Source organism: Micrococcus sp. EWR3.9.1 (genome assembly GCF_052615555.1).
Window position 1 is genome coordinate 1 of record NZ_JBQXFD010000022.1, and the last position, 26,781, is coordinate 26,781.

General features: G+C 73.3%; 23 protein-coding genes, 2 tRNA genes and 1 pseudogene. 7 read left to right on the forward strand and 19 right to left on the reverse strand.

Annotated elements, in window-relative coordinates:
* Positions 1–23 precede the first annotated feature (23 nt).
* From cobA to ACUJ8O_RS10635, 9 genes are all read right to left on the reverse strand, one after another.
* Positions 24–1,292 (reverse strand): uroporphyrinogen-III C-methyltransferase, encoded by a 1,269-nt coding sequence (gene cobA / locus ACUJ8O_RS10595; protein ID WP_069941170.1) that lies wholly within the window; start codon positions 1,290–1,292, stop codon positions 24–26.
* Positions 1,289–2,212, reverse strand: a complete 924-nt coding sequence (locus tag ACUJ8O_RS10600; protein WP_061867766.1) for an ABC transporter permease — start codon at positions 2,210–2,212, stop codon at positions 1,289–1,291. The genes cobA and ACUJ8O_RS10600 overlap by 4 nt, the downstream gene beginning before the upstream one ends.
* Positions 2,202–2,927 carry an ABC transporter ATP-binding protein gene (locus ACUJ8O_RS10605; protein WP_396831103.1) on the reverse strand — a complete coding sequence of 242 codons (726 nt, stop codon included), beginning with the start codon at positions 2,925–2,927 and terminating at the stop codon, positions 2,202–2,204. The genes ACUJ8O_RS10600 and ACUJ8O_RS10605 overlap by 11 nt, the downstream gene beginning before the upstream one ends.
* A 31-nt stretch (positions 2,928–2,958) precedes the next feature.
* Positions 2,959–4,299, reverse strand: coding sequence for a sulfate adenylyltransferase subunit 1 (locus ACUJ8O_RS10610; protein ID WP_049146124.1), 1,341 nt, complete (start codon positions 4,297–4,299; stop codon positions 2,959–2,961).
* Entirely contained in the window at positions 4,299–5,234 is a 936-nt protein-coding gene (cysD, locus tag ACUJ8O_RS10615; RefSeq protein ID WP_445373369.1) for a sulfate adenylyltransferase subunit CysD, read from the reverse strand. Before cysD ends, ACUJ8O_RS10610 begins: the two co-directional genes overlap by 1 nt.
* 32 nt (positions 5,235–5,266) lie before the next feature.
* Positions 5,267–5,992 carry a phosphoadenylyl-sulfate reductase gene (locus tag ACUJ8O_RS10620; RefSeq protein ID WP_095346832.1) on the reverse strand — a complete coding sequence of 242 codons (726 nt, stop codon included), beginning with the start codon at positions 5,990–5,992 and terminating at the stop codon, positions 5,267–5,269.
* Positions 5,989–7,704 (reverse strand): nitrite/sulfite reductase, encoded by a 1,716-nt coding sequence (locus tag ACUJ8O_RS10625; RefSeq protein ID WP_423449337.1) that lies wholly within the window; start codon positions 7,702–7,704, stop codon positions 5,989–5,991. The genes ACUJ8O_RS10620 and ACUJ8O_RS10625 overlap by 4 nt, the downstream gene beginning before the upstream one ends.
* A gap of 117 nt (positions 7,705–7,821) precedes the next feature.
* A complete protein-coding gene (locus tag ACUJ8O_RS10630) occupies positions 7,822–8,571 on the reverse strand; it encodes a sirohydrochlorin chelatase (RefSeq protein WP_363677476.1) in 750 nt (249 codons plus the stop codon).
* Positions 8,572–8,614: 43 nt separating this feature from the next.
* Positions 8,615–9,409 (reverse strand): SDR family oxidoreductase, encoded by a 795-nt coding sequence (locus tag ACUJ8O_RS10635; RefSeq protein WP_036316887.1) that lies wholly within the window; start codon positions 9,407–9,409, stop codon positions 8,615–8,617.
* A gap of 139 nt (positions 9,410–9,548) precedes the next feature.
* Between ACUJ8O_RS10635 and valS the strand changes: the two genes are divergently transcribed.
* Together valS and ACUJ8O_RS10645 are read left to right on the forward strand one after the other, a co-directional pair.
* On the forward strand, positions 9,549–12,233 hold the full coding sequence (gene valS / locus ACUJ8O_RS10640) for a valine--tRNA ligase (RefSeq protein WP_445373370.1): 2,685 nt from the start codon (positions 9,549–9,551) through the stop codon (positions 12,231–12,233).
* A gap of 360 nt (positions 12,234–12,593) precedes the next feature.
* Positions 12,594–12,929: a DoxX family protein gene (locus ACUJ8O_RS10645; protein WP_095346890.1), complete on the forward strand. Its 336-nt coding sequence runs from the start codon at positions 12,594–12,596 to the stop codon at positions 12,927–12,929.
* An 86-nt stretch (positions 12,930–13,015) separates the two neighbouring features.
* Here ACUJ8O_RS10645 and ACUJ8O_RS10650 read toward each other — a convergent pair whose 3' ends face one another.
* From ACUJ8O_RS10650 to ACUJ8O_RS10680, 7 genes are all read right to left on the reverse strand, one after another.
* On the reverse strand, positions 13,016–13,633 hold the full coding sequence (locus ACUJ8O_RS10650) for a mycothiol-dependent nitroreductase Rv2466c family protein (RefSeq protein ID WP_061867773.1): 618 nt from the start codon (positions 13,631–13,633) through the stop codon (positions 13,016–13,018).
* Between the two features lie 62 nt (positions 13,634–13,695).
* On the reverse strand, positions 13,696–14,994 hold the full coding sequence (clpX, locus tag ACUJ8O_RS10655) for an ATP-dependent Clp protease ATP-binding subunit ClpX (RefSeq protein WP_060775624.1): 1,299 nt from the start codon (positions 14,992–14,994) through the stop codon (positions 13,696–13,698).
* A gap of 167 nt (positions 14,995–15,161) precedes the next feature.
* On the reverse strand, positions 15,162–15,827 hold the full coding sequence (locus ACUJ8O_RS10660) for an ATP-dependent Clp protease proteolytic subunit (RefSeq protein ID WP_002855988.1): 666 nt from the start codon (positions 15,825–15,827) through the stop codon (positions 15,162–15,164).
* 41 nt (positions 15,828–15,868) lie between these two features.
* Positions 15,869–16,483, reverse strand: a complete 615-nt coding sequence (locus tag ACUJ8O_RS10665) for a ClpP family protease (protein ID WP_170720911.1) — start codon at positions 16,481–16,483, stop codon at positions 15,869–15,871.
* Between the two features lie 267 nt (positions 16,484–16,750).
* A complete protein-coding gene (tig, locus tag ACUJ8O_RS10670; RefSeq protein WP_445373371.1) occupies positions 16,751–18,106 on the reverse strand; it encodes a trigger factor in 1,356 nt (451 codons plus the stop codon).
* A 42-nt stretch (positions 18,107–18,148) separates the two neighbouring features.
* Positions 18,149–18,222: transfer RNA gene (locus ACUJ8O_RS10675), tRNA-Pro, on the reverse strand.
* Between the two features lie 83 nt (positions 18,223–18,305).
* Entirely contained in the window at positions 18,306–19,199 is an 894-nt protein-coding gene (locus ACUJ8O_RS10680) for an SDR family oxidoreductase (protein WP_123243909.1), read from the reverse strand.
* A 76-nt stretch (positions 19,200–19,275) separates the two neighbouring features.
* On the opposite strand from ACUJ8O_RS10680, the gene ACUJ8O_RS10685 reads away from it, so the two are divergent.
* Positions 19,276–19,346 (forward strand) — tRNA-Gly (locus ACUJ8O_RS10685).
* 122 nt (positions 19,347–19,468) lie between these two features.
* Here ACUJ8O_RS10685 and ACUJ8O_RS10690 read toward each other — a convergent pair.
* Both ACUJ8O_RS10690 and ACUJ8O_RS10695 read right to left on the reverse strand, forming a co-directional pair.
* Positions 19,469–20,380 carry an Fpg/Nei family DNA glycosylase gene (locus ACUJ8O_RS10690; protein WP_041104798.1) on the reverse strand — a complete coding sequence of 304 codons (912 nt, stop codon included), beginning with the start codon at positions 20,378–20,380 and terminating at the stop codon, positions 19,469–19,471.
* Positions 20,381–20,854 carry a ribose-5-phosphate isomerase gene (locus tag ACUJ8O_RS10695; protein ID WP_044659097.1) on the reverse strand — a complete coding sequence of 158 codons (474 nt, stop codon included), beginning with the start codon at positions 20,852–20,854 and terminating at the stop codon, positions 20,381–20,383. It lies immediately after the preceding gene.
* A gap of 194 nt (positions 20,855–21,048) precedes the next feature.
* Here ACUJ8O_RS10695 and pepN point away from each other — a divergent pair, with 194 nt between their 5' ends.
* From pepN to ACUJ8O_RS10710, 3 genes and pseudogenes are all read left to right on the forward strand, one after another.
* Positions 21,049–23,670 (forward strand): aminopeptidase N, encoded by a 2,622-nt coding sequence (gene pepN, locus ACUJ8O_RS10700; protein WP_241246571.1) that lies wholly within the window; start codon positions 21,049–21,051, stop codon positions 23,668–23,670.
* Positions 23,671–23,760: 90 nt separating this feature from the next.
* A pseudogene (locus ACUJ8O_RS10705) lies at positions 23,761–24,192 on the forward strand (OsmC family protein); the annotation flags it as partial.
* A gap of 168 nt (positions 24,193–24,360) precedes the next feature.
* Positions 24,361–24,834, forward strand: a complete 474-nt coding sequence (locus ACUJ8O_RS10710; RefSeq protein ID WP_158184944.1) for a globin — start codon at positions 24,361–24,363, stop codon at positions 24,832–24,834.
* 37 nt (positions 24,835–24,871) lie between these two features.
* On the opposite strand, the gene ACUJ8O_RS10715 is transcribed toward ACUJ8O_RS10710, so the two are convergent.
* Entirely contained in the window at positions 24,872–25,582 is a 711-nt protein-coding gene (locus tag ACUJ8O_RS10715) for a hypothetical protein (protein WP_044659098.1), read from the reverse strand.
* A 77-nt stretch (positions 25,583–25,659) separates the two neighbouring features.
* On the opposite strand from ACUJ8O_RS10715, the gene ACUJ8O_RS10720 reads away from it, so the two are divergent.
* The gene (locus ACUJ8O_RS10720) at positions 25,660–26,679 is read left to right on the forward strand and encodes an acyl-CoA thioesterase (protein WP_445373372.1); all 1,020 of its coding nucleotides are present in this window, start codon (positions 25,660–25,662) and stop codon (positions 26,677–26,679) included.
* Positions 26,680–26,781: the final 102 nt, after the last annotated feature.

The window sequence follows — 26,781 nt, forward strand, 5'->3', positions numbered from 1 at the left end:
CCTCGAGGACGAGGGGGTCAGGGTCATGCTCGTGCTCCTTCGGAGGTCGGGTTCAGGGTCAAGATCGGGGCAGGGATGCCGGCCGCAGGCGCGCCGGTGGCGTAGGGGCTCAGGCGCACGACGTCGCCTACGACGATCACGGCGGGGTTCTCCACACCGACGGCGGCCGCCTGCGCGGCGATGGTCTCCACCGTGCCCACGGTGACCCGCTGGTCCGGCATCCAGCCGCGCTCGATGATCGCCACGGGCGTCGCGCCGTCGAGGCCGCGCTCCGTCAGTCGGCGCGCGGTGTCCGCGAGCCGGCGCACGCCCATCAGCAGGACGAGCGTGTGGTCGGCCCGGGTGGGCACTTCGGACAGCTCTTCGTGGCCGGTCACCAGCGTGAAGCCGGTGGCGACGCCGCGATGGGTGACCGGGATCCCCGCGGCGGCGGGCACCGAGACGGCGCTCGTGACACCGGGCACCACCTCGACGTCGACGCCGTGGGCGCGACAGTGCGCTGCCTCCTCGCCGCCGCGGCCGAGCACGTACGGGTCGCCGCCCTTGAGCCGGACGACGAGGCGGCCGGCCCGGGCCTCCCGGACCAGGACGGCGTTGATCTCGTCCTGCGTGGCCAGGTGGTTCCCGGGGGCCTTGCCGACCTCGATCACGGGCACCGCCGGGTCCAGCTCGGCCAGGAGGGCGCGCGGGCCCAGCCGGTCGGCGACCACCACGTCGGCCTCCGCGAGCAGCTGTCGGCCGCGCACGGTGATGAGCCCGGAGTCGCCGGGGCCGCCGCCGACGAGGGCCACGCGGCCGGGCTCGGAGGACGCGCGCCGCCGGCGCAGCGGCAGCCGCCCCGTGGACAGGGCGAGGGTGATCGCGTCCTTCAGGGCGCGGGCGCGGCGAGGGTCTCCCCCGGCGTTGACGGCCACGGTCACGTCCCCGGCCCGGACGACGGCGGGCGTCCAGGCGGCGGAGGACTCGGCATCGGAGGCGTCGACGCACCAGACGCGGCGGGCCTCGGCGTCGGAGGCCACGGCCCCGTCCACGGCCCGGTCGCCGGTGGCGGTCTGGGCGAACCAGACCCCGTCGAGGTCGGACGGGCGGTAGGGGCGGCGGTGCAGGGTGAGCAGGCCGGCCGCCGCGAGCCGCTCCACCTCCTCCCCCGGCTCCGGGGCCACCACGGTGACGAGCGCGCCGGCGTCGAGGAGGGCGCCCATGCGGCGGCCGGCCACGCGCCCGCCGCCCACCATCAGGACGGGCCGGCCGAGCAGACGCAGGGAGGTGGGGTACAGATCGGACGCGGTCATCGCGTGCTCCCTTCCAGCAGCCCGCGGCGGCGCAGCATGCGCCGCTCGACGGGGCCGAATGCGGCCAGTTCGAAGAGGACGCCGACGGCCAGGATGGTCAGGACGGCGCAGAGGACGACGGCGAGGTCGGACGCGGCACGTCCCTCGTGGAGCAGGGTCCCGAGTCCCACGCCCATGGGCCCGCCGACGGCGATGATCTCGGCGGCCATGAGGCCTCGCCACGCGAAGGCCCAGCCCTGGCGCAGGCCGGAGACGAAGGCGGGCAGGGCGGCCGGGAGGACCACCAGCAGGGCGGTCTCGAGACGCGAGGCGCCCAGCACCCGGGCCGCGCGACGCAGCTGCGGCGGCACCTGGTCCGTGCCGGTGGTGAGGCCGGCGACCACGGCGGGGACGGCGCCGGTGAGCATCACGAAGTACGCGGTGGCGTCGCTGAGGCCGAACCACAGCACCGCGAGCGGCACCCAGGCCACGTTGGGCAGCACCATCAGGGCCGTGAGCAGCGGGCCGAACGCCCGCCGCAGGACGCCGACCTGTCCGAGCACGAGGCCCAGCCCGACGCCGACGACCACGGCGAGTGCGAAGCCCACGACGGCGCGGCCCACCGACGTCGCCACTGCCTGCTGGACGAGGCCCTGCGCCCACAGCGTCCCGAAGGCCCCGACGACGTCACCGGGACCGGTGATCGGCTCACCGCGCGCACCGGCCAGCCACGCGAAGGCCTGCCAGATCGCCACGAGCAGGACGACGGCGGCCACCGGGAGCAGGACCCGGCTCCAGTCCCACCCGGCCAGACCCGTCCGACGGGTCGAGTCGACGGCCTGGAGCGCGTCGAGGCCGCTGTCGAGCTCGCGCAGCTCGTCGTCGGTGGCGGCCCCCGGCGCGCGGCCGGGGGCGTCGAGGGTGGGGGTGTCAGTGCGCATGGCGACGGATCTCCTGACCGAGTCGGGCGGTGATGGCGGCCGTGAGGGCGGCCGCGGCGGGCGCGTCGTGGCGGGCGGCCGCGGGCACGTCCCATTCGGCGACGACGCGACCCGGACGTGAGGACAGCAGCAGCACCCGCTGGCCGAGGCGGACGGCCTCGGCCACGTTGTGGGTGACGAACACGACCGTCCGACCGGTCTGCCGCCACACGCGCTCGAGCTCCCCATGCAGCAGGTCGCGGGTGATCGCGTCCAAGGCCGCGAACGGCTCGTCCATGAGCAGCAGGGGGCGGTCCTGGGCGAGGGCCCGGGCCAGGGCGACGCGCTGGCGCATGCCGCCGGAGAGCTGGTGGGGTCGCAGGTCGGCGGCGTCGCCCAGGTGGACGAGACGCAGCAGCTCCCCGGCACGCCCCCGACGCTCCGCCGCGGGCACACCGGCGAACCGGAGGGCGAGCTCGATGTTGCCGCGGGCGGTGAGCCACGGGAAGAGGGCGGCGTCCTGGAACATGAACGCGGCCCCCTCCCGGGGGGTCTTGACGACGCCCGCGGTGGGCGCCTCGAGCCGGGCGATGATGTTCAGCAGGGTGGACTTGCCGCATCCGGACGCGCCGAGCAGGCAGACGAACTCGCCCGGCTCGATCCGCACGGAGACGTCCTCCAGCACGGGCGTGGGCCCGCCGAAGCTCTTGCCCACGTCCTCCATCACCACTGTCATGACCGCTCCCGTCCCACCGTCGTCATCCGTCTCAGGCCTCGTCGCCGCCGCGCACCATGCCGGCGGCGAGCGTGGCCCCGTCGTGGGGGTCGATCACGAGGAACGCCCCGGTGCGCCGATGCACGGCGTAGGGCTCCACGGGCAGCGGCGCGGCCAGGTGCAGGCGCACCTGTCCGATGTCGTTGAGCCCGAGGGTCTCGGCCGGGTCGAGCCGCAGGGTGTCGAGGTCGAGCCGGCCGGCCACCTCCTGGACGAGCGCCCGGACGACGGCGGTGCCGTGCTTGACGAGGACCTGCTGCCCGACGCGCAGCGGCGCGGCGGAGAGCCAGCACAGCGCGGCGGCCACCTCCGCGGTGGGGCGCGGGGCGGTGTCCGCGGCGGCGATCGTGTCCCCGCGGGCCACGTCCACCTCGTCGGCCAGGCGCAGGACCACCGACTGCGGGGAGGAGGCCTCCTCGAGGGACTCGCCGGCGGCGTCCACGCCCACCACGGTGGTGGTGCGCACCGGCTGCCCCGGGGTGAGGACGGCGACGGCGTCCCCGGGCCGGACGGTGCCCGCCACCACCTGCCCGGCGTAGCCGCGGTAGTCGCGGAAGACCTCGGGGTCGAGGCCGGGGGCCAGGGCGCCCTGGGGGCGCACCACGAGCTGCACCGGGAAGCGGAAGGAGGCCGCGGCGTCGTCCTCGGCGTCCGCCCCGGGCAGGGACTCGAGCAGCTCCATGAGCGTGGGGCCGGTGTACCAGTCCGTCCGCTCGGAGCGGGTGACCACGTTGTCGCCCTGCAGGGCGGACACCGGGACGCTCACCGCGTCGGAGAGGCCGAGCTCCCGGGCCACGCGCCGGACGTCCTCGGCGATCGCGGTGAAGACCTCCTCGGCGTAGTCCACGAGATCGATCTTGTTGACGGCGACGATCACGTGCGGCACCCGCAGCAGGGCCACCACGCTGAGGTGGCGCCGGGTCTGCTCCACCACGCCCTTGCGGGCGTCCACGAGCAGCACGACGGCGTCGGCCGTCGAGGCGCCCGTGACGGTGTTGCGGGTGTACTGCACGTGCCCGGGGCAGTCGGCCAGCACGAAGGTGCGCCGGTCCGTGGCGAAGTACCGGTACGCGACGTCGATCGTGATCCCCTGCTCCCGCTCGGCGCGCAGGCCGTCGGTCAGCAGCGCCAGGTCCAGCCCGCCCTCGGCGCCGCCGAAGCCGCGCTCGGCGGAGGTGCGGGCCACAGCCTCGAGCTGGTCGGCCAAGACGGCCTTGGAGTCGTGCAGGAGGCGGCCCACGAGTGTGGACTTGCCGTCGTCGACCGAGCCGGCCGTGGCCAGGCGGAACAGGGTCCCGGCGGGGGCGTGCCGGTCCAGCAGTGCGGTGCTCATCAGAAGTACCCGTCCTTCTTGCGATCTTCCATGGCCGCCTCGGAGATGCGGTCGTCGGCGCGGGTGGCCCCGCGTTCGGTCAGGGTGGAGGCGGCGACCTCGAGCACCACGTCCTCGACGGTGGCGGCCTCCGAGAGGACGGCGCCGGTGCAGGACATGTCGCCCACCGTGCGGTAGCGCACCGTCCGCGTGGTGACCTCCTCGCCCTCGGCCGGGCGGGAGTGCTCCCCCACGGCGCGCCACATGCCGTCGCGGCGGAAGACCTCCCGCTCGTGCGCGTAGTAGATGGCGGGCAGCTCGATGCCCTCGCGGGCGATGTACCGCCACACGTCCAGCTCGGTCCAGTTGCTGATGGGGAACGCGCGGACGTGCTGGCCGGGGGTGTGACGGCCGTTGTAGAGGTTCCACAGCTCGGGGCGCTGGTTGCGCGGGTCCCACTGGCCGAACGCGTCGCGCAGGCTGATGATCCGCTCCTTGGCCCGCGCCTTGTCCTCGTCCCGGCGGCCTCCCCCGAAGACGGCGTCGAACCGGTTGGTCCGGATCGTGTCCAGCAGGGGGGTGGTCTGCAGGGTGTTGCGGGTGCCGTCGGCGCGCTCACGCAGCTCGCCGCGGTCGATGTACTCCTGCACGGAGCCCACCACGAGCCGCAGGCCGAGCCGCTCCACCGTGCGGTCGCGGAACTCGAGGACCTCGGGGAAGTTGTGGCCGGTGTCCACGTGGACCACCGGGAAGGGGATCCTGCCCGGCCAGAAGGCCTTCGCGGCCAGGTGGAGCATCACCACGGAGTCCTTGCCGCCCGAGAAGAGCATGGCGGGGCGCTCGAACTCGGCCACCACCTCGCGGATGATGTGGATCGCCTCGGCCTCCAGGGCGTCCTGGACGTCGGGCCCGGCGGGGCTCGCGATCCCCGGGTCGGGGGCATGGGTGAGAGTCATCGTGTCTCCTTGGTCTGTCTCGGGAGCGGCGCTCAGACGTGGATGCCGCACTCGGTCTTCGCGGTCCCGGCCCAGCGCCCGGCTCGGGGGTCCTCCCCGGGGGCGACGGGGCGGGTGCAGGGGCGGCAGCCGATCGAGGGGTAGCCGTTCTGCAGGAGCAGGTTCACGGGCACGTCGTGGTCCGTGGCGTAGCCGACCAGGTCGTCGAAGCTCCACGGGGCGACGGGGTTGACCTTGACCATGCCGTGGGCCTCGTCCCAGCCCACCAGCGGGGTGTTCGTGCGCGTCGGCGCCTCGTCCCGGCGGACTCCGGTGAACCACAGGTCGTATCCGGCCAGCGCCCGATTGAGGGGCTCGACCTTGCGCATCGCGCAGCACAGCGCCGGGTCGCGGGCGAACAGGTCCTTGCCGTGGCGCTCGTCCTGCTCGGCCACGGTCAGCTCCGGCAGCACGTCCACCACGGTGACGTCGAGGCGGCGGGCCACCTCGTCGCGCGTCGCGAGGGTCTCGGTGAAGTGATAGCCGGTCTCCAGGAAGAGGACGTCCACGCCGGGCATCCGCTGCGCCACCAGGTGCGGCAGGACGGCGTCGGCCATGGAGCAGGCGACGGCGGCCCGGCGGAGGTCCACATGGCGGGCGGCCCAGTCGACCACCGCCGCGGCGGGGGCGTCCCAGCCGAGCTCGGCGGCGCCGGACTCCGCGAGTGCCTGCAGGCGCTCGAGGTCCTCGGTCGGACGGGTGGGGGGAACGGTGCTCATCGGAGGGCCTCCTCGTCGACTCGGTGCGCCCACCGGGCGAAGGTCTCGCCCGGCTCGCGCTGCTCGTCGTACCGGCGGACGAGGCGCTCGACGTAGTCGACCAGCCCGTCCGCGCGGACCTTCAGGCCGCGGACGCTGCGTCCGAGGCCGGCCTCGGCGCGGTCCACGGAGGCCAGCCCGCCGCCCAGGTGCACCTGGAAGCCGGGCGTCTGGCCGCCGTCGTCGTCCGGGAGCAGCTGCCCCTTCAGACCGATGTCCGCGGTCTGGATGCGGGCGCAGGAGTTGGGGCAACCGTTCACATGCAGGCTCAGCCGCTCGGGGAGGCGGTCGGCGAGGTCGGCCAGGCGCTCCTCGAGCTGGGCGATCGCGGCGGTGGCGGTGTCCTTCGTGTCCACGATGGCGAGCTTGCAGAACTCCAGGCCCGTGCAGGCGATGGTGGAGCGGCGGAACACGGACGGCTCCGGGTCCAGCCCCAGCTCCTTCAAGCCGGCCACGACGGCGTCCACCCGGTCCCGCTCCACGTCCAGCACCACGATCTTCTGGTGGGGGGTGGTGCGCAGCCGCGTGGAGCCGTGGGCCTCGAGCAGGTCCGCGAGGGCGGTGAGGGTGGTGCCGCTGGAGCGGCCGACGACGGGGGCGGCGCCGATGTAGAAGCGGCCGTCCTTCTGCTCGTGGACCCCCACGTGGTCGCCGGGGCGGGTGGGCGGGGCCGGGGCGGGGCCGTCGGGCAGGGCGTAGCCGAGGTACTCCTCCTCCAGCACGGTGCGGAACCTCGCCGGCCCCCAGTCCTCGAGCAGGTACTTCATGCGGGCCTTGTTGCGCAGGCGCCGGTAGCCGTAGTCACGGAAGATGCTCACGACGGCGTGCCACACCTCGGGGGCGCGCTCGGCCGAGACGAACGCGCCGATCCGGTCGGCCAGGCGGGCCTTCGTGGACAGGCCGCCGCCGACCCACAGGTCGTAGCCGGGGCCCAGCTCGGGGTGCACCACGCCGATCAGGGAGATGTCGTTGATCTCGTGGACCACGTCCTGGGAGGGATGGCCGGTGATGGCGGTCTTGAACTTGCGGGGCAGGTTGGAGACCTCGAGGTCGCCGATCCAGCGGTCCGCGATCTCCCGGATCACGGGCGTGGGGTCGATGATCTCGTCCGCGGCGATCCCGGCCACCGGTGAGCCGAGGATCACGCGCGGCACGTCGCCGCAGGCCTCGGTGGTGGACAGGCCCACGGACTCCAGGCGCCGCCAGATCTCGGGGACGTCCTCGACGCGGATCCAGTGCAGCTGGACGTTCTGCCGGTCCGTGATGTCCGCGGTGTCACGGCCGAAGTCGGTGGAGATCCCGCCGATCACGCGCAGCTGCTCGGTGGTGAGGTCGCCGCCGTCGATGCGCACGCGCAGCATGAAGTAGCGGTCCTCGAGTTCGTGGGGCTCCAGGGTGGCGGTCTTGCCGCCGTCGATCCCCTGCCGACGCTGGGTGTACAGCCCCCACCAGCGGAAGCGGCCGTGCAGGTCGTCCGAGGGGATCGAGTCGAAGCCCTCCCGGGCGTAGACCTGCTCGATGCGCTCGCGGACGTTCAGGCCGTCGTCCTGCTGCTTGAACTCCTCGTTGTGGTTCAGGGGGGCGGTCCCGTCCACCTTCCACTGGCCGTGCGGCTTGGCGGAGGGACGGCGCGGAGTGCGCGCCGGCCTCGACGTCTCGTTCACCTGGGTCATGGCCGCCACGCTAGGAACCCGGCATGCCGGCCCCAAGGTCATCGACGCGGTTCGTCACGTTCCCGGGGCCGCCCCACGGCCGGGGCCCGGCCCGGCCCCGGCCGTGTGACGAACGGATCAGCGGCCTCCGGCGGCTCCGCTCGGGGCCTCGGCGAGGGCGGACCGCAGCCGGTCCAGGGCGATCCGCGCCACCAGCGGATGCGGCAGCAGGGGGTCGGTGACCGCGTCCGCGCCGCTCTCGCCGAGTCGGTCGTGGAAGTACCCGGGGGCCAGCAGGTGGGCGGCCACCACGGCGCGGCGGCCGGCGGCGTGCACCCGGGCGACGGCGTCGGGCACCCGGGGGGTCGCCGCCGCCCCGAACGCCGCGGTCACGGGCAGTCCCGTGGCCCGGGCCAGGGCCGCGGCCAGGGCGTGCACCTGGGCCTGTCCGTCCGCGGCGCGGGTGCCGGCCGCCGCCAGGATGACGTCCGATGTCGCGGCCTCACCGGCCGGCACCGCCTGGGCCACCCGTTCGGCCAGAACGGTCACCAGGCGCGCCTCGACGTCGTCCCCGGCCCCGGCCAGCGGTGCGGCGGCGATCGTGTCGGGTCGGGCGGCCGCGGCGTGGTGGATGTCGTGGTGGACGTGATGGCCCAGGGACAGCAGAAGCGGCACGATCACGGCCGGCTCCCCCGGGGGCAGGGCCGCCACGACCTCGTCGAGGGAGGGGCTCTGCACGTCCACGTAGGCCTCGTGGACCTGGGCGCCCGGCCCCTCGGCGTCCAGGAGGGCCGCCAGGTCGGCACGGAGGCCGTCGATCACGTCGCGGCCGGCCGCGTCGTGCGTGCCGTGGGCGCAGGCGATCACGTGCAGCACGGGCGCGCTCATGCCGAGACCACCGCGTCGGCCCACACGTTCCACGGCCCGCCGCTCACCGGCGGATCACCTTGTGCTGGGCGGCCTGGGCGACCGGCCGCATCACGATCTGATCCAGGTTCACGTGGTGGGGCAGCTCGACGGCGTGGACGCACACCTCGGCGACGTCCTCGGCGGTGAGCGGCTTCTCCACGCCCGCATACACGGCGTCCGCGGCGGACTGGTCGCCGCCCAGGCGGTTGCGGGAGAACTCCTCGGTGTGGACCATGCCCGGGAGCACCTCGATCACCCGCACGTTGTGCTCGGCCTCCTCCAGGCGCAGCGCGCCGGTGAGCCCGTGCTGGCCCATCTTCGCGGCGTTGTAGCCGGCGCCGCCCTCGTAGGCGGTGACGGCGGCGGTCGAGGTCAGGTTGAGCACGGTGCCCTCACCGTGGGCGCGGAGCATGGGCAGGAACGCCTGGCACATCGTGAGGGTGCCGAGCACGTTGACGCGGTACATCCACTCCCAGTCGGCGCGGTCGCCGTCGCCCACCGCGTCCGTGCCGAGCGCGCCGCCGGCGATGTTGACGAGGGTGTCGGCGCCGCCGTCGGCCTCGACGCGCGAGGCCAGCGCGGCGACGGCGGCCTCGTCCGTGACGTCCAGGGCGGCGGGGACGACGTCGCCGCTCACGCCCTCGGCCCGGGCGTCGGCAGCGAGGGTCTCGAGGCGCTCGGCCCGGCGGCCGACCGCGTACACGCGCCAGCCGCGGCGGGCGAGCTCGAGGGCCGTGGCGCGGCCGATGCCGCTCGTGGCCCCCGTCACGACGGCGGCGCGGGCGGGGTTCTTCGCAGGTTCATGGGTGTGGCTCACGCCTCCGACCGTAGCCGAGCCGCGCCGTTCGGAGCACCGCCCGGATCACCTCCGCCAGGTCGACCGACTGCAAGGGCGGGACGTCCCGGGCGTCGTCGCAGGACCGGCCCGCCGCCCCGGTCATGGGAGGATGGCGGGCATGGCTGAGAACACGCAGGGCACAGACACGCCCATCGACGCATCGACCCCGTCCACCCCCGCCGCCGGCGCCGTGGCCGTGCCGGACAAGCCGGCCCTCGAGGGCCTCGAGGAGAAGCTGACCGCCCGCTGGGCCGACGAGCGCACCTACGCGTTCGACACGCAGACCACCCGCGAGCAGGTCTACTCGATCGACACTCCCCCGCCGACCGCCTCCGGCTCCCTGCACGTGGGCCACGTCTTCTCCTACACGCAGACCGACGTGCTCGCCCGCTACCAGCGCATGAACGGCAAGAACGTGTTCTACCCGATGGGCTGGGACGACAACGGCCTGCCCACCGAGCGCCGCGTGCAGAACTACTACGGCGTCCGCTGCGACCCCGCCAAGCCGTACGTGGAGGGCTACCGCCCGCCGGAGAAGCCGGCGAAGAACCAGCGCGACTGGGACGTGATCTCCCGCAAGAACTTCATCGAGCTCTGCGAGGAGCTCGCCGTCGAGGACGAGAAGGTCTTCGAGGACCTCTTCACCCGTCTCGGCCTGTCCGTCGACTGGGACATGACCTACCGGACCATCGACGACGTCTCCCGCGCCGTCTCCCAGCGCGCCTTCCTGGCCGGCATCGCCTCGGGCGACGCCTATCTGGCCGAGGCCCCCACCATGTGGGACGTGACCTTCCGCACCGCCGTGGCCCAGGCCGAGCTCGAGGACCGCGAGGTCCCCGGCGCCTACCACCGCTACGCCTTCACCGCTGCGGACGGCGAGCAGGTCTTCATCGAGACCACCCGCCCCGAGCTGCTGGCCTCCTGCTCCGGCCTGGTCGCCCACCCGGACGACGAGCGCTACCAGCACCTGTTCGGCACGACCGTCACCTCCCCGCTGTACGGCGTGGAGGTCGAGGTCTTCCCGCACCCGCTGGCCAAGCCGGACAAGGGCTCCGGCATCGCCATGGTCTGCACCTTCGGCGATCTCAACGACGTCACCTGGTGGCGCGAGCTGCAGCTGCCCACCCGCACCCTGATCGGCCGTGACGGCCGCTTCGCCGCCGACACCCCCGAGTGGATCACCACGGACGCCGGCCGACAGGCCTATGCGGACACCGTGGCTGGCAAGACCGTGTTCTCCGCCAAGCAGGGTGTGGTGGACGCCCTCACCGCGGCCGGCCTGCTGGACGGGGAGCCGAAGAAGATCATGCACGCCGTGAACTTCTACGAGAAGGGCGACAAGCCGCTCGAGGTCGTCACCTCCCGCCAGTGGTACATCCGCAACGGCGGCCGCGACGCCGACCGCCGCGCGGAGCTGATCGAGCGTGGCCGCGAGATCTCCTGGCACCCGGAGCACATGCGCCACCGCTACGAGAACTGGGTCGAGGGCCTCAACGGCGACTGGCTCGTCTCCCGCCAGCGCTTCTTCGGGGTGCCGATCCCGGTCTGGTACCCGCTGGATGCGGAGGGTGAGCCCGACTATGAGAACCCGATCCTCCCGGCCGACGAGCAGCTGCCCGTGGACCCGGCCGCCGAGGCCGCCCCGGGCTACGCCGAGGACCAGCGCGACGTCCCCGGCGGCTTCACCGGCGACCCGGACGTCCTGGACACCTGGGCCACCTCCTCCCTGACCCCGCAGATCGTGGGCCGCTGGTCCCGTGACGAGGCGTTCTTCAACAACGTCTTCCCGTTCGATCTGCGCCCGCAGGGCCACGACATCATCCGCACCTGGCTGTTCTCCACCGTGGTGCGCGCCCACGCCCTCAACGGCTCCGTGCCGTGGACGGACACCGCGCTCTCCGGCTGGATCCTCGACCCGGACCGCAAGAAGATGTCCAAGTCCAAGGGCAACGTGGTGGTCCCGACCGACATCCTGGACCAGTTCGGCTCGGACGCCGTCCGCTACTGGGCCGCCTCGGCCCGCCTCGGCGCAGACACCGCCTACGAGGTGGCGCAGATGAAGATCGGCCGCCGCCTGGCCATCAAGCTGCTCAACGCCGCCAAGTTCGTGCTGAACCTGGGCGCCACGCAGGACGCCGTCATCCGCACGGCCGATGACGCCGCGGCCGTCACCAACCCGCTGGACGCCTCCCTGCTGGCGCGCCTGGCGGCCACCGTGGAGCAGGCGACCCGCGCGTTCGAGGCCTATGACTACGCACGGGCCCTCAACGTGACCGAGCAGTTCTTCTGGGCCTTCACGGACGACTACGTGGAGCTCGTGAAGGACCGTGCCTACGGCGGCCACGGCGAGGCCGAGCAGGCCTCTGTGGTGACCACGCTGGCCACCACCCTGGACGCCCTGCTGCGTCTGCTGGCCCCGTTCCAGCCGTTCGCCACCGAGGAGGTGTGGAGCTGGTGGCGCGCCGGCTCCGTGCACACCGCCGCGTGGCCGGGCGCCGCGGACGAGGTGGCGGCCTTGTCCTTCGCCGCCTCCGCCGGTGACGCCGAGGTCCTGCCCACCGTGGCGCAGGTCCTCGGCGGCGTCCGCAAGGCGAAGTCCGAGGCCAAGGTGAAGCAGCGGACCCAGGTGCGCTCCGCCGTGGTGACCGGGCCGGCCGAGTGGCTCGAGAAGCTGCGCGGCGGCCTGGCGGACCTCAAGGCGGCCGGCAACATCGCGGACCTGTCCCTCACGCGGGGCGATGCCGGCGAGTCCGCGCCCCTGACCGTCTCCGACGTGCAGCTGGCACCGGTCGAGGACGACTGATCCCCGCCGCACGTTCCCCGAAGGTGTCTCGGGAGCGCACGCGGCACGACGACGGCCCCGTCGCCCGTCACGGGCGGCGGGGCCGTCGTCACGCTCGTGCTGCGAACCCGAGTCTGCCCTCAGCGTGGGATGTTCGTGGCCCGGATCCGGTAGGGCACAGCACGCGTCGGACAGTCCGCCGCCGGATCGGAGTTCGTCGGGAGGCGGCCCTCCCGGGGGTGTCGTGGTGCACCTCCTGGTCGTGCTCTTGCCGCATGTCGCAGTGCGGTCACCGCGGCGGGGGTGGACACTGAGAGGATGAGACCCACACCCGATCCCGCCCCGGCCGGCCGCCGCGCCTCCGACGCCTCCGCCCGGCGGATGTCCGCCGCCCTCGCCGCCATGGGCGTGCTCCACTTCGTCCGACCCGAACCCTTCGACGGGCTGATCCCGCCGTTCCTGCCCGGCTCGGCCCGCGCGTGGACCCACGGCTCCGGCGTGGCCGAGCTGGCCGTGGCGGGTCTGCTGGCCGTCCCGCGCACCCGGCGCGCGGGCGGACGCGCCGCGCAGGCGCTCTTCCTCGGCGTGTGGCCCGGCAATGCGTGGATGGCCTGGCAGTGGCGACGCCGGCCCTGGCCGGCGCAACTGGTCTCCCTCGGGCGGCTGCCCCTGCAGGTCCCCCTGATCCGCGCGGCCGGCCGGGTGGCGCGCAGCTGACCCCCGCCGCCCCGCGCCCCCGACGACGCCGTCCCCACACCTTCGCGCTGAAGGTGTGGGGCCGGTCTCGTGCGAGCCGGGAGGGCTCAGTCGAACTGCGGATCCGTGGTGCGGGCCCGCTTGATCTCGTAGAAGTACGGGAAGTCGGCCAGGGCGACGGCGCCGTCGAAGATGCGGCCCGCCTCCTCGCCGCGCGGGATGCGGGTCATCACGGGACCGAAGAAGGCCGTGCCGTTGAACGCCACGACGGGCGTGCCGACGTCGTTGCCCACGAGGTCCTCGGCCTCCTTCTGGCTGGCGCGCAGCTGCTCGTCGGCCACGTCGGTGCGGGCGGCGTCCAGGATGTCCGCGTCGTGGCCGAGCTCCTCGAGGGCCTCGGCCACCACGGCCTCGAAGTCCGTGCGGCCCTGCTCGTGGATGCGGGTGCCGACCGCGGTGTACCACGGGCCGAGCGCCTCGGCACCGTACCGCTCGCGCACCTGCACGGCGGCGCGGGCCGGCAGCCAGGCCTTCTCGAGGCGGGCCAGGTACTCGGGGTCCAGGTCGCGGCCCTCGTTCAGGATCGCGAGCGACATGATCTTGAAGACCACCCGCACGTCGCGCACCTTCTGGACCTCCAGGATCCACCGAGAGGTGATCCAGGCGAACGGGCACGTGGCGTCGAAGTAGAAGTCGACGGTGGGCTGCTGCGTGGTGTCGGTCATGCTGTGCTCCTTGCGATCAGGGAGCCGTCTCGGCTCCGGTCGGTCCTGCTGGGCGACGGCGGTCAGGCGCTCCGGCCGCGTCGACGTCGTTCCACCTCGGCCGGGATGAGCGTGGGCTCGGCCTCGCCGCGCACCACGTCCCCGGAGATGACGACCGTGCCCACGTCCGAGCGGGAGGGCAGCTCGAACATCACGGGCTTGAGGACGTTCTCCATGATGGAACGCAGGCCGCGGGCGCCGGTGCCGCGGGCCTCGGCCTGGGCGACGACGGCGTCCAGGGCGTCCTGCTCGAACTCGAGCTCCACGCCGTCCATGAGGAACATCTTCTGGTACTGCTTGAGCAGGGCGTTCTTCGGTTCGGTCAGCACCCGCACGAGCTGTTCGTGCGTGAGGTCCTCGACGGTGGTGATCACGGGCAGGCGGCCGATGAACTCGGGGATGAGGCCGAACTTCAGCAGGTCCTCCGGCCGCACGTCCGCGTAGGTGACGTCCCCCGCGCCCAGGTGGTTCAGGGGCGCGCCGAACCCGATGCCCTTGCGGCCGGCGCGGGAACCGATGATCTCGTCCAGGCCCGCGAACGCGCCCGCCACGATGAACAGCACGTTGGACGTGTCGATCTGCAGGAACTCCTGGTGGGGGTGCTTGCGTCCGCCCTGCGGCGGCACCGACGCCACCGTTCCCTCGAGGATCTTCAGCAGGGCCTGCTGCACGCCCTCGCCGGAGACGTCCCGGGTGATGGAGGGGTTCTCGGACTTCCGCGAGATCTTGTCGATCTCGTCGATGTAGATGATGCCCTGCTCGGCCTTCTTCACGTCGTAGTCCGCGGCCTGGATGAGCTTGAGGAGGATGTTCTCCACGTCCTCGCCCACATAGCCGGCCTCGGTGAGGCTGGTGGCGTCCGCGACCGCGAACGGGACGTTGAGCCGCCGGGCGAGGGTCTGCGCGAGATACGTCTTGCCGGAGCCGGTGGGGCCGACCATGAGGATGTTCGACTTGCCGACCTCGACGTCCGCCAGGTCGTCCCGCTCGGTGAGGCGGTCGGCCAGGTCACCGCTCCGCGCCTGCGGCCCACGCACGCGCTTGTAGTGGTTGTACACGGCGACGGCGAGGGAACGCTTGGCCGCCTCCTGGCCGATCACGAAGCTCTCGAGGTGGTCGAAGATCTCCTGCGGGGTGGGCAGGACGGTCTCGTCCGCCTCCGCCGCCTCGCCGAGCTCCTCCTCGATGATCTCGTTGCACAGCTCGATGCACTCGTCGCAGATGTAGACACCCGGGCCGGCGATGAGCTTGCGCACCTGCTTCTGGCTCTTCCCGCAGAACGAGCATTTCAGCAGGTCAGCGCTCTCTCCGATACGCGCCATGGTGGTACTCCTCGGGGGCCGGGCGGAGACGTCCGCCCCGCGCGGGCGGCGTCGCTGTCAGATTCCGTCCAGCATACGGCCGTGGACGGACACGTTAAGGGACCGGGTCCCCGGTCGGCGTCGAGGGGTCCGACCGCGCGGCCGGACCCCTCGGCGGGCGTCGTCGGTCAGGCGGACGGGCGGGTGATCTTGCGGGAGGCGAGGACCTCGTCCACAAGGCCGTACTCGAGGGCCTGCTCGGCCGAGAGGAACTTGTCCCGGTCGATGTCCTGCGAGACCTCCTCGGGCGTGCGGTTGGTGAGGGAGGCCAGCGTCTCCTCCATCCACACGCGCATCCGGTTGATCTCCTGGGCGTGGATCTCCAGGTCCGTGGCGGTGCCGCGGTCGCCCTGCATCGCCGGCTGGTGGATCAGCACGCGCGCGTTGGGCAGCGCCAGACGCTTGCCGGGGGCGCCCGCGGCCAGCAGCACGGCCGCGGCGGAGGCGGCCTGGCCCAGGCACACGGTCTGCACCTCGGGCCGGATGAACTGCATGGTGTCGTAGATCGCCGTCATGGCCGTGAACGAGCCGCCCGGCGAGTTGATGTACAGGGTGATGTCACGCTCGGAGTCCATCGCCTCGAGCACGAGCAGCTGGGCCATCACGTCGTCGGCCGACGCGTCGTCCACCTGCGCGCCGAGGAAGACGATGCGGTCCTCGAAGAGCTTGGCGTAGGGGTCCTGACGCTTGAAACCGTAGGGGGTGCGCTCCTCGAACTGCGGGAGGATGTAGCGCGCGTCCGGCGTGGGCAGGGAGGGCATCCCGGTGGGGAGCCCGGCGGGGAACTGGGTCATTCTTGGTCTCCTGGAGAGGGTCGGGACGGTCCGGGCCGGGCTCAGCCCCGGACGCCGCCGCCGCCGGTCACGGACGCGGCACGGTCGGCGATGTGGTCGATGAAGCCGTACTTGAGGGCCTCCTGCGCGGTGAACCACTTGTCACGCGCGTTGTCCTCGAGGATGGTCTCCACGGACTGGCCGGTCTGCTCGGCGGTCAGCTCCGCCATCACCTGCTTCATGTGCAGGATCAGCTGGGCCTGGATGCGGATGTCCGACTCGGTGCCGCCGATGCCGCCGGAGGGCTGGTGCATCAGCACGCGGGCGTGGGGGGTGGCGTAGCGCTTGCCCTTGGTGCCCGAGGCGAGCAGGAACTGGCCCATGGACGCGGCGAGGCCGGTGGCCACCGTCACGACGTCGTTGGGGATGTACTGCATGGTGTCGTAGATCGCCATGCCCGCGGTGACGGAGCCGCCCGGGGAGTTGATGTACAGGTAGATGTCCTTCTCCGTGTCCTCGGCCGAGAGCAGGAGCAGCTGGGAGCAGATCGCGTTGGCGTTGTCGTCACGGACGTCCTCGCCCAGCCAGACGATGCGCGACTTCAGCAGCTGGGTGTAGAGGAAATCCTCGCGCTGCGCCGGGTCCACCGAACGCATGCTGGGGGTGATGTCGGTCATCACTTCCGCCTTCCTGTCGAGATGTCCACGGGCCTCCCGAACGGCGGCCGCTCGCGCGGACGGACGGGTCCCTGATCGAGTCCGACACTAGCCGGGCGTCCGGGCCAGCGCGCGGGACGCCGTCGGCGTTTCGCTGTTGGCGCAGGTTGTCGCGGACCCCGCCCGGGGCCGCCCACCGGGGCCCCGGGACGACGACGGCGCCCCCACCGACGTGGGCGGGGGCGCCGTCGTCGTGGCTCGGCGGGGGTGCGCCCCCACCGGCCGGGATCAGGCCTGCTCGGCCGCCTCGGCGTCGTCGGCCTCGGCCTCGGCGTCGAGGGCCTCCTGGCCGCCCGGGGTCACGAACGCCGTGAGGTCGACGGCCTTGCCGTCGGTGTCGGTGACCTCGGCGTACTCGAGGACCTTGGCCAGGGCCTTGCGACGGCGGACCTCGCCCATGATCATCGGGATCTGCCCGCCCTGGTCGAGCATCATGGCGAACTGGTTCGGGTCCATGCCGTACTCGGAGGAGGTGGCGATGATGTACTCGATCAGCTCACCCTGGTCGACCGTGACCTCCTCGGCCTCGGCGACCTCGTCCAGGATGACCTCGTTGGCGAACGCCTCGCGGGTGTTCTGCTCGAGCTCGGCACGGTGCTCGGCGGTGTCGTGGTCGTCGCCCGCGGTGTGGCCGCCGGCCGAGAAGTGCTGCTCGACCTGCTCGGCGATGACGCCGTCCGGCACCGGGACCTCGACGAGCTTGGCCAGCTCCTCGAGGACCTTGTCGCGGGCCTCGACGCCCTGGCGGTTCACGGCCTCCTCGGCGGCCTGCTTCTTCAGGTCCTCCTTGAGCTCGGCGATGGTGTCGAACTCGGAGGCCAGCTGGGCGAACTCGTCGTCGGCCTCGGGCAGCTCGCGCTCCTTGACGGCCGTCAGCTCCAGCTTGACCACGGCGGTCTCGCCGTCGTGCTCGCCGCCGTTGAGCGTGGTCTCGAAGGTGGCGTCCTCGCCGGCGGACAGGCCGTCGAGGGCCTCGTCGATGCCCTCGAGCATGGTGCCGGCGCCCACCTGGTAGGACAGGCCCTCGGCCTGGTCGACCTGCTCGCCGTCGACCGTGGCGGTCAGGTTCATCGTGACGAAGTCGTCCTGGGCGGCCGGGCGGTCCACGTCCTTGAGGGAGCCGAAGCGCGAGCGCAGGGCGTCGAGGGCCTTCTGCTCGTCCTCCTCGGTGGCCTGGGCGGGCTCCACCGTCACCTTGAGGCCCTTGTAGTCGGGCAGCTCGATGGTCGGGCGCACGTCGAACTCGGCGGTGAAGACCACCGGGCCCTCGGCGTTCTCCGCGTCCGGGGTGGCGGTCACGTCGACCTCGGGGCGGGAGATCGGGGTGAGCTCGGCCTCGGCGATGGCGGCGGAGAACCAGGTGTTCAGGCCCTCGTTGACGGCCTGGTCCACGACGATCTCGCGGCCGAAGCGCTGCTCGATCAGACGCGCCGGGATCTTGCCCTTGCGGAAGCCCGGGATCTGCACCTGGTTGGCGATGTCCTTGAACGCCTTGTCCAGGGCGGGCTTCACCTCCTCGAACGGCACCTCGACGGTCAGCTTGACGCGGGTCGGGCTGAGGTTCTCTGCGGTGGACTTGACCACGGATGACTCCTGTTGGTGGTGGTGGATGGTCTTGACGTCGAGTCGGGGTGACAGGATTTGAACCTGCGGCCTCACGCTCCCAAAGCGCGCGCTCTACCAAGCTGAGCTACACCCCGCCGTCGTCCCCGACGCCGGCGGGCTCACGCGGTGGAGGCTCGCCGGGCACCCGAGGGACTGCCCGAGGGCAGACTGTGGAATCCTAGCGCGCCGTCTCGCGCCCCGCGAAAAGCCGCGACCGCCGGCCCGTGAAGCCGTCCATCGTGGCGTTGACCCCGAGGACGTCCATCGCGAGGTCGAAGACGGGCGCCGGCAGGGCGCGCAGGGGCGCGATCAGACCGACGGCGCGCGGCAGCAGCAGGCGGGTGCGGCCGGCCTCGACGGCGTCCAGCACCTCCTGCGCCACGTGGCGCGGATCCAGCACGGGCAGCAGCCAGGGCACCCGGCTGCGCACGCCCGCGAACATCCCGGTGTCGATGTAGAAGGGGCAGACGGCGAGGGAGGTGACGCGGCTGCCGTCCTTGCGCAGCTCCGCGGCGAGGGACTCGGCGAAGCCGACCGCGGCGTGCTTGGTGGCGGAATAGTCCGTCTGGCGCGCGACGCCGACCAACCCCGCGGCCGAGGCCACCGTGACCACGGCCCCGCGGTCCCGGGCCCGCATTCCGGGCAGGACCGCCCGGGTCAGCCAGTACGGCGCGAGTGCGTTCACCTCGAAGGTGCGGCGGATGCCCTCCTCCGTGGCGTCCTCGAGGCGCACGCCCGTCACGACGCCCGCGTTGTTCACGGCGACGTCCACCTCTCCGGCGCGGGCGGCGGCGGCCTCGACGGCGGCCGCGTCCGTCACGTCCACGCGCTCGGCCTGGGCGTCCGCGCCCTGAGACCGGATCTCGGCGGCGACGGCCTCAGCCCCCTGCAGGTCGAGGTCCCAGACGACGACGCGGCCCGCGCCGCGGCGGGCGGCCCCCAGGGCGATCAGTCGACCGATGCCGGACGCGCCGCCCGTCACGAGGACGGTGGCGCCGCGCAGGGACAGGGGACGACGGCCGGCGAGGGCGGACGCGGCCCTGCGGAGGGCGGGACGGGAGCCGTGCATCATGCCTCTTCCCCCACGGCCGACGCGGGCCCGCCGTGATACGGTGTCAGCCGCTGGTCCGCGCCGAGCGCGGCCCCGCGGGGATGTAGCTCAATGGTAGAGCCCCAGTCTTCCAAACTGGCTACGCGGGTTCGATTCCCGTCATCCCCTCCGGACCTCATGAGCCGGGTCATCGTGTGCACACGATGGCCCGGCTCATGGCTTTCTCGGGTGCGTCGTCGTCCGCGCCGGTGCCTTGACCGCTGTGCCCGGTCGGGCCTGCTACAGGCCCCTCAGCTCTGACAGGTGAGGCACCGGTAGAGCTTCCGGGCCGCCATCTCCTCCACCACGATCGTCTCGCGCCCGCACACGAGGCAGGCCAGGCCCTGCCGCTGGTACACGTAGTTCGCGTGCTCGGGCCAGGCCGATTCGGCAGGGATCCCCGGCCGGTGCTCGGGCCGCGTGGTGACGATCCGCCCGAGCCGCACGCCCTCCCGCATGAGCGCGGCGTTGTCCGCCCAGAGGAATGCCAGGTCCGACGCGGAGACCTCCCGGGCCGGCCGCCACGGGTCGATGCCGGCGCGGAACAGCGCCTCGGCCCGGAAGATGTTGCCGATCCCGCTGACGGCCGCCTGGTCCATCAGCACGACGCCGATCGGCCGCCGTGTCCGCCGGGCGAGGTCGTAGAACGGCGCGGGATCGTCGTCGCTCAGCGGATCCGGGCCCAGGCCGGCGACGACGTCGGCAGCCTCGGCCGGAGTGAGCGCGCGGCACCGGCTCGCGCCGATCAGGTCGGCCCAGCCGTGCTCGGCGCGCAGTCGCAGCCGGACCGTGGCGGCCGGCGGCGGGGGCTGGACCCAGCCGTCGGCGTCGCGAGCGGGCTCGGCGGCCGGGGCGCCGTCGTCGTGGACCTCCCGCTCGCCGATCCGGCGGGGTGCGCCGATCGAGGACGCGGCCGCGAAGTCCTGATCCCCGCCGAAGGTCCACGCCCCGTACATGCCCAGGTGGACGTGGAGCACGTGGCCGCCGGAGACGTCGGCGAAGAAGTGCTTGCCGTGGGCCCGGGCGCGCTTCAGGACCTGGCCGTCGAGCAGGGCGGCCCCCTCGGCGAAGCGGCCCTGCGGACTCGTGGCGCGGATCCGGCGGCCGCCGAAGACGTCGGTGAACTGGCGCGCGAGACGGTGGACGGAGTGGCCCTCAGGCACTCACATCAGCACCTCTCCGGTGGTCTCGTAGTGCGCGATCTTCCCGATGCGGCGCACGTGGCGCTCGTCCTGGGAGAACGGTTCGGCCAGGAACGCCTCGATGAGCTCGGTGGCCTCCTCGAGCGAGTGCTGTCGACCGCCGACGGCCACGACGTTCGCGTCGTTGTGCGCGCGGGCCAGCCGCGCCGTGTCCAGGTTCCAGGCCAGGGCGGCTCGGACGCCGGCCACCTTGTTGGCGGCGATCTGCTCGCCGTTGCCGGAGCCGCCCAGCACGATGCCGAGCGAGTCCAGTCCCTGCTCGCGGTCGGCGACGACGGCGCGGGCGGCGTTGATGCAGAAGCCCGGGTAGTCGTCCTGCGCGTCGTACTCGGTGGGTCCGTGGTCCACCATCTCGTAGCCAGCGGCGGTGAGGTGCTCCACCAGGTGGGCGGACAGCTCCATGCCGGCGTGGTCGGTGGCGATGTGGACGCGCATGCGCAGACTCCTTAGGGGCGGTGGCTCGGGGTCCCCGCCAGTCTAGTGAGGGGCGGGGCATCCAGAGGCCGACGACGACGTCCGGGCCAGGTGGCACACTGGGGAGCACCGTGCCGTGGCCCCCATCACAGGTCCCGGCCGTGCCGCATCCGCCCGACCCCAGGAGGAGTCCGACCGTGACCACCGCCGCCGCCATGAACATCACCCGCGAAGAGGCCGCCGCGCGCGCGGCCGCCCTCACCGTGGACGCGTACGAGGTGAGCCTGGACCTCACCCGTGGAGCGGAGCACTTCCACACGGCCACCACCGTGACGTTCGCGGCCGCGCAGGACGCGGTGGGCACCCACACGTGGATCGACTTCGTGGCCGGGCAGGCCCCCGCGGTGACCCTCAACGGCGAGGCGCTGGACGTGGCGGACTTCGACGGCGCCCGACTGCGGATCGGCCCGCTGGCGGCGCAGAACACCCTCGTGGTCGACGGGCTCGGGGACTACAGCAACACCGGCGAGGGCCTGCACCGGTTCGTGGACCCCGTGGACCAGGAGGTCTATCTCTACACCCAGTTCGAGGTGCCCGATTCCCGCCGCATGTTCGCGGTGTTCGAGCAGCCCGACCTCAAGGCCGCGTTCCGCTTCACCGTGACCGCGCCGGCACACTGGGCTGTGGTGTCCAACCAGCCGGAGGACTCCCGCCGCACCCTCGGCGTCGTGGCGAACGAGGAGAACCTGCAGGGCGTGGACGCCGCGGTCTGGGAGTTCACCCCCACCCCGCGCATCTCCTCCTACATCACCGCGCTCGTCGCCGGCCCGTACGCCTCCGTGCATTCGGAGCTGACCAGCGCCGACGGCCGCACGATCCCCCTCGGCGTCTACTGCCGCGCGTCACTGGTGGAGCACCTGGACGCGGAGAACGTCTTCGAGCTCACCCGCCAGGGCTTCGAGTTCTTCGAGGCCCAGTACGGCCACGCCTACCCGTTCGAGAAGTACGACCAGCTGTTCGTGCCCGAGTTCAACGCCGGCGCGATGGAGAACGCCGGCTGTGTGACCTTCCTCGAGTCGTACGTCTTCCGCGGGACCGTGCCGGAGGCGCTGATCGAGCGCCGCGCCATCACCATCCTCCACGAGCTGGCCCACATGTGGTTCGGCGATCTCGTGACCATGCGCTGGTGGAACGACCTGTGGCTCAACGAGTCCTTCGCCGAGTTCATGTCCACGCTCGCCGCCGCCGAGAACACGCAGTACACCAGCGCCTGGACCACCTTCTCTTCCATGGAGAAGAACTGGGCCTACCGCCAGGATCAGCTCTCGTCCACGCACCCCATCAAGGCCCGGATCCGCGACCTCGACGATGTGCTCGTCAACTTCGACGGCATCACCTACGCCAAGGGCGCCTCCGTGCTGCGCCAGCTCGTGGCCTGGGTGGGCCAGGAGAACTTCATGGCCGGCGTCCGCGCGTACATCGCCCAGCACGCGTGGGGCAACACCGAGCTGCCGGACCTCATGTCCGAGCTCGAGGCGGCTTCCGGCCGCGACCTGTCCGAGTGGACCCGCGTGTGGCTCGAGACCTCGGGCGTGAACACGCTGCGCACGGAGGTGGAGACGGATGAGGCCGGCACCATCACCGCGCTGCGCCTGCGCCAGAGCGCCCCGGACGGCTCGCCGTCGGCGCCTGGCGACGACGTGCTCCGCCCCCACCGCCTGGCTGTGGGCTTCTACGACGTGGACGAGGCCACCGGCCGCCTGACCCGCACCGAGCGCTTCGAACTCGACGTGGCCGGTGAGGTGACCGAGGTCGCCGAGGCCGTCGGCCGCCGTCGTCCCGCCGTGATCCTGCCCAACGACGACGACCTGGCCTACGCCAAGCTGCGCCTCGACGACGCCTCGTGGGAGGCCGCGTCCACCCGCCTGAAGGACGTGGACGGCTCGCTGGCGCGCACGCTGCTGTGGGGGGCGGCCTGGGACACCGTGCGCGACGGCGAGGCCTCCGCCGCCTGGTTCGTCGACCTCGTCCTCGCCAACGTCGGCCACGAGCGGGACTCGTCCGTGGTGCAGACGCTGCTGCGCCAGCTCGCGACGGCGATCGGCCTGTACCTGCCCGAGGACCAGGCCGAGGCCGTGCGGGTCGCGGCGGCCGACCGTCTGTGGGGCCTCGTCGCGGAGGCCGAGGACGGCTCGGACAACCAGCTGCAGTTCGTCAAGGCGTTCGCCCTGCACGCCCGCACCACGGCGCAGCTGGACCGCCTGGCCGCCCTCGTCGACGGCACCTGCACCGTGCCCGGGCTGGACCTCACCACGGACCTGCGCTGGGAGCTGCTCACCGCGCTGGTGGCGGCCGGCCGCGCCGGGGAGGCCGAGATCGCCGAGGCCGAGCGCGCCGACGCGACCGCCACGGGCGCGCTCGCCGCGATCCAGGCCCGGGCCGCCGTGCCGACGGCCGAGGCCAAGCGCGCGGCCTGGGACCGGGTGATGGCCGGCGAGCTGTCCAACACGGAGCAGCGCCAGGCCCTGATCGGGTTCGCCCGGGCCCACGACGCCGCGCTGATCGCGCCCTTCGCAGACGCCTACTTCGAGGGCGTCGAGGCGATGTGGGACTCCCGTTCCCACGAGATGGCCGAGACCGCCGCGACGCTGGGCTACCCGACCGCCCAGGTCACCCCGGAGATCGCCGACCGCGCCACCGCCCTGTCCGAGCGGCTGGCCGACACCCGCGCGGGGCTGTCCCGCGTCCTCGCCGAGGGTCGGGACGAGACGGTCCGCGCCCTGGCCGCGCGCGAGCACGCGACGGCGCACGTACATCAGGTCCACGCCGGGGCCTGAACCGGGCGGGGGCTGGTGGGCATTCCACGAAGGTGCCCTCCAGCACCGCCCCCGCCGCTGTCGAGGCGCGGGCTGGCTAGGCTGGAACCCATGAAGCACACCTTCTCCCTGCGCACCGAGTGGACGGGCGACCGCGGCTCGGGCACCTCCGGCGTCCGCGACTATGACCGCTCCGTGGTGATCCAGGACGCCGCCGTCGGCGAGATCCAGGCCTCGGCCGCCCGCCCCTTCCGCGGCGACGACTCGAAGTGGAACCCGGAGACCCTCCTGCTCGGCGCGCTCGCCGAGTGTCACGTGCTCTCGTACCTCCATGTCGCGTCGACCTCCGGGGTCGTGGTCACGGGGATGACGTGCGGGGTCGAGGGTGAGCTCGAGCTGGACGGCGACGGCGCCGGGCGGTTCACCGCGATCACGCTGCGGCCCGAGGTCACGCTGCAGGACGAGGCCGACCGGGAGCGGGCCGAGGCCCTCCACGCCGAGGCGCACCGGCTGTGCTTCATCGCGAACTCGCTCTCGGCCCCGGTCACCGTCGAGCCGGTCCGCCCCGAGGCCCTGCCCACCGGCACGCCGACGCTGCCGGACCACTCCGCGCGCCTGGGCGCCCCCCTGGCGGTGCTGCGGCCGCGCGTCGCCAAGGGCCCGTCCCGTGTGACGGGCCTGGCGGAGCGGCCCACCGAGGTCGAGCCGGTGATGCAGGAGGGCACGCCCGCCCCGGTGGAGCAGGTGCGCGCCCGCGACGCCGCGGCGGGCCCCGCCGGTGCGACCCCGGGGACCCCGGCCGCGCCCGGTCAGGCCACCAGCTTCTACGACGCCGTCGGCGGCCGCCCGACCTTCGACCGGCTGACCGCCGAGTTCTACGCCCGCGTGCGCGAAGACGAGATCCTCGCCCCGATGTATCCGCAGGACGACTTCGAGGGCGCCCAGCGCCGGCTGCTGATGTTCCTGGAGCAGTACTGGGGCGGACCGCGGACGTACTCCGAGGAGCGCGGCCACCCCCGCCTGCGCATGCGCCACGCCTCGTATCGGATCGACCCGGCCGCGCGCGACGCGTGGCTGCGCCACATGCGCGCCGCCGTGGACACGCTGGAGCTGTCACCGCTGCACGAGGCCGAACTCTGGGACTACCTGGAGCGGGCCGCCCACTCCCTGCAGAACTCGGCCTGACCGGCCCGCGGTCCGCGCCCCGACATGGGGCGCGGGCTCACACCGCCATGGCGGGGCGGCCCAGTACGAAGCCGCCGGGGGCGTCCAGGCGCGTCCACGGCCCCGCCGTGCTGAGCCGGGCGCGGCCGCCGGGCCGCAGGAAGCCCAGCGCGTGCGCGCCGAAGGCCATGCCGGCCGGGAACTGGAGAGCGTCGCCCCCGAGCAGGGGTCCCCACATCTGCGCCCGGATCTTGCGGACCAGCGCCTCCCCCGGGTTCTCGGGCAGGGCGTCCCGCACGGCGTCGGCGCCGCGCGTGGCCACTTCGGCCAGCTCCTCGTCGGCGACCTCGGCCACGGGCGTCCAGCCGCCGCGGGGCGGGGTCAGCGCGGTCCAGGTGACGTGCTCGCGGCCCGGCGGCACGGCGAACGCCAGGTCGACGGGGTCCTGGCCGCGCATCCGGGCGGTGCGCTCGGTGACGGAGCCCAGGGCGACGACGGCGTCCAGGTCCGCCACGCCGTCGGCGGTCGCCAGGGGCACGGTGCGCAGCCCCAGGACGACGGGCACCCCGTCTCCGAGCCCGGCCGGCTGCAGCACGGAGACCCACTGGGCGAGCATCGGGGTGCGGGAGCGCCCTGCCTCAGGCACGACGTGCAGGCGCATCCCCGTGTCGGCGACGCGACGGGCGCGGGTGGCCAGCTGCTCGAGGTCCCGCACAGCGCGGTCGTCGACGAAGCGGAGGACTGGTGCGGCGGCGGAGTGCTCGGTCATGCAAGCATTGTCCCAGGTCCGTCGCGTCCCGGGCCGCCCCGCCGTCGCGGGGTCCATCCACGTCGAAGGAGCCGTTCGTGCCGCAGCGCCATCCCCGTCCCCGCCCCGGTCGCGCACCGGCCCGCCCGGCCTCGGCCCCGAAGGACCCCACCGACGTGCTGCGCGGGATCCTGGAGCTGACGCCGGCCGCGCCGGACCCGGTGACGGGTCAGGTCCGCTTCACGGGCACGACCCCCCGCCAGACGCACGGCCGGGTGTTCGGCGGCCAGGTGCTCGCCCAGTCGCTGGCGGCCGCCTCCCGCACGGTGCCGGGCGCCCGCCCCGCCCACTCGCTCCACGGCTACTTCATCCGCCCCGGGGACGCGCTGCAGCCCATCACGTTCACCGTCGAGACGCTGCGGGACGGCCGCTCCTTCTCCGTCCGCCGGGTGCTGGCCTCTCAGAACGAGAAGGCCATCCTCGCCCTGACCTGCTCCTTCCAGGAACCCGCCGGCAGCGCGCTGGACCACCAGGTGGCCATGCCCGAGGGCGTGCCCCGGCCCGAGGACCTGCCCACGACAGCGGACGTGCTGGGCGGCATCAACCACCCCGTGGCTCAGGAGTGGGCGTGGGCCCGGCCGTTCGACATCCGTCACGTCACCCCGGCCCTCTACGTGGACCCGGCCCCGGAGACCGAGAACCGCAACATGGTGTGGATGAAGACGTTCACGCCGCTGGCCGACGACCCCGCGCTGCACCGGGCGGCGCTCACCTACGCCTCGGACTACACGCTTCTCGAGCCGATCCTGCGGCAGCACGGCGTCGCCTGGATCCAGCCCGGCATGTCCGTGGCGTCCCTGGACCACGCGATGTGGTTCCACCGGCCCGCCCGCGTCGACCAGTGGCTGCTCTACGTCCAGGACTCCCCCAGCGCCCAGGGCGCGCGCGGCCTCGGCACGGGCGCCGTGTTCACCGAGGACGGGACGCTCGTGGCCACGGTCGCCCAGGAGGGCATGATCCGCCTGCCCGAGGGGGCCGCCGCCCGGCGGGCGCGCGTGCGTGGCGCGGCCCAGCGCATGGCCCTGCGGACGGTGCTGCGCCGCAGCTGGCGGCGCTGACCCGGCGGTTCCGCAGGGGGTGAGGCTGCCCATCGGGCCCTGCCACGGGTGAGGCGGCTCGCCGTCCGCGCCGCGGGCGCACCGTTCGTGGCGGTCGACGTG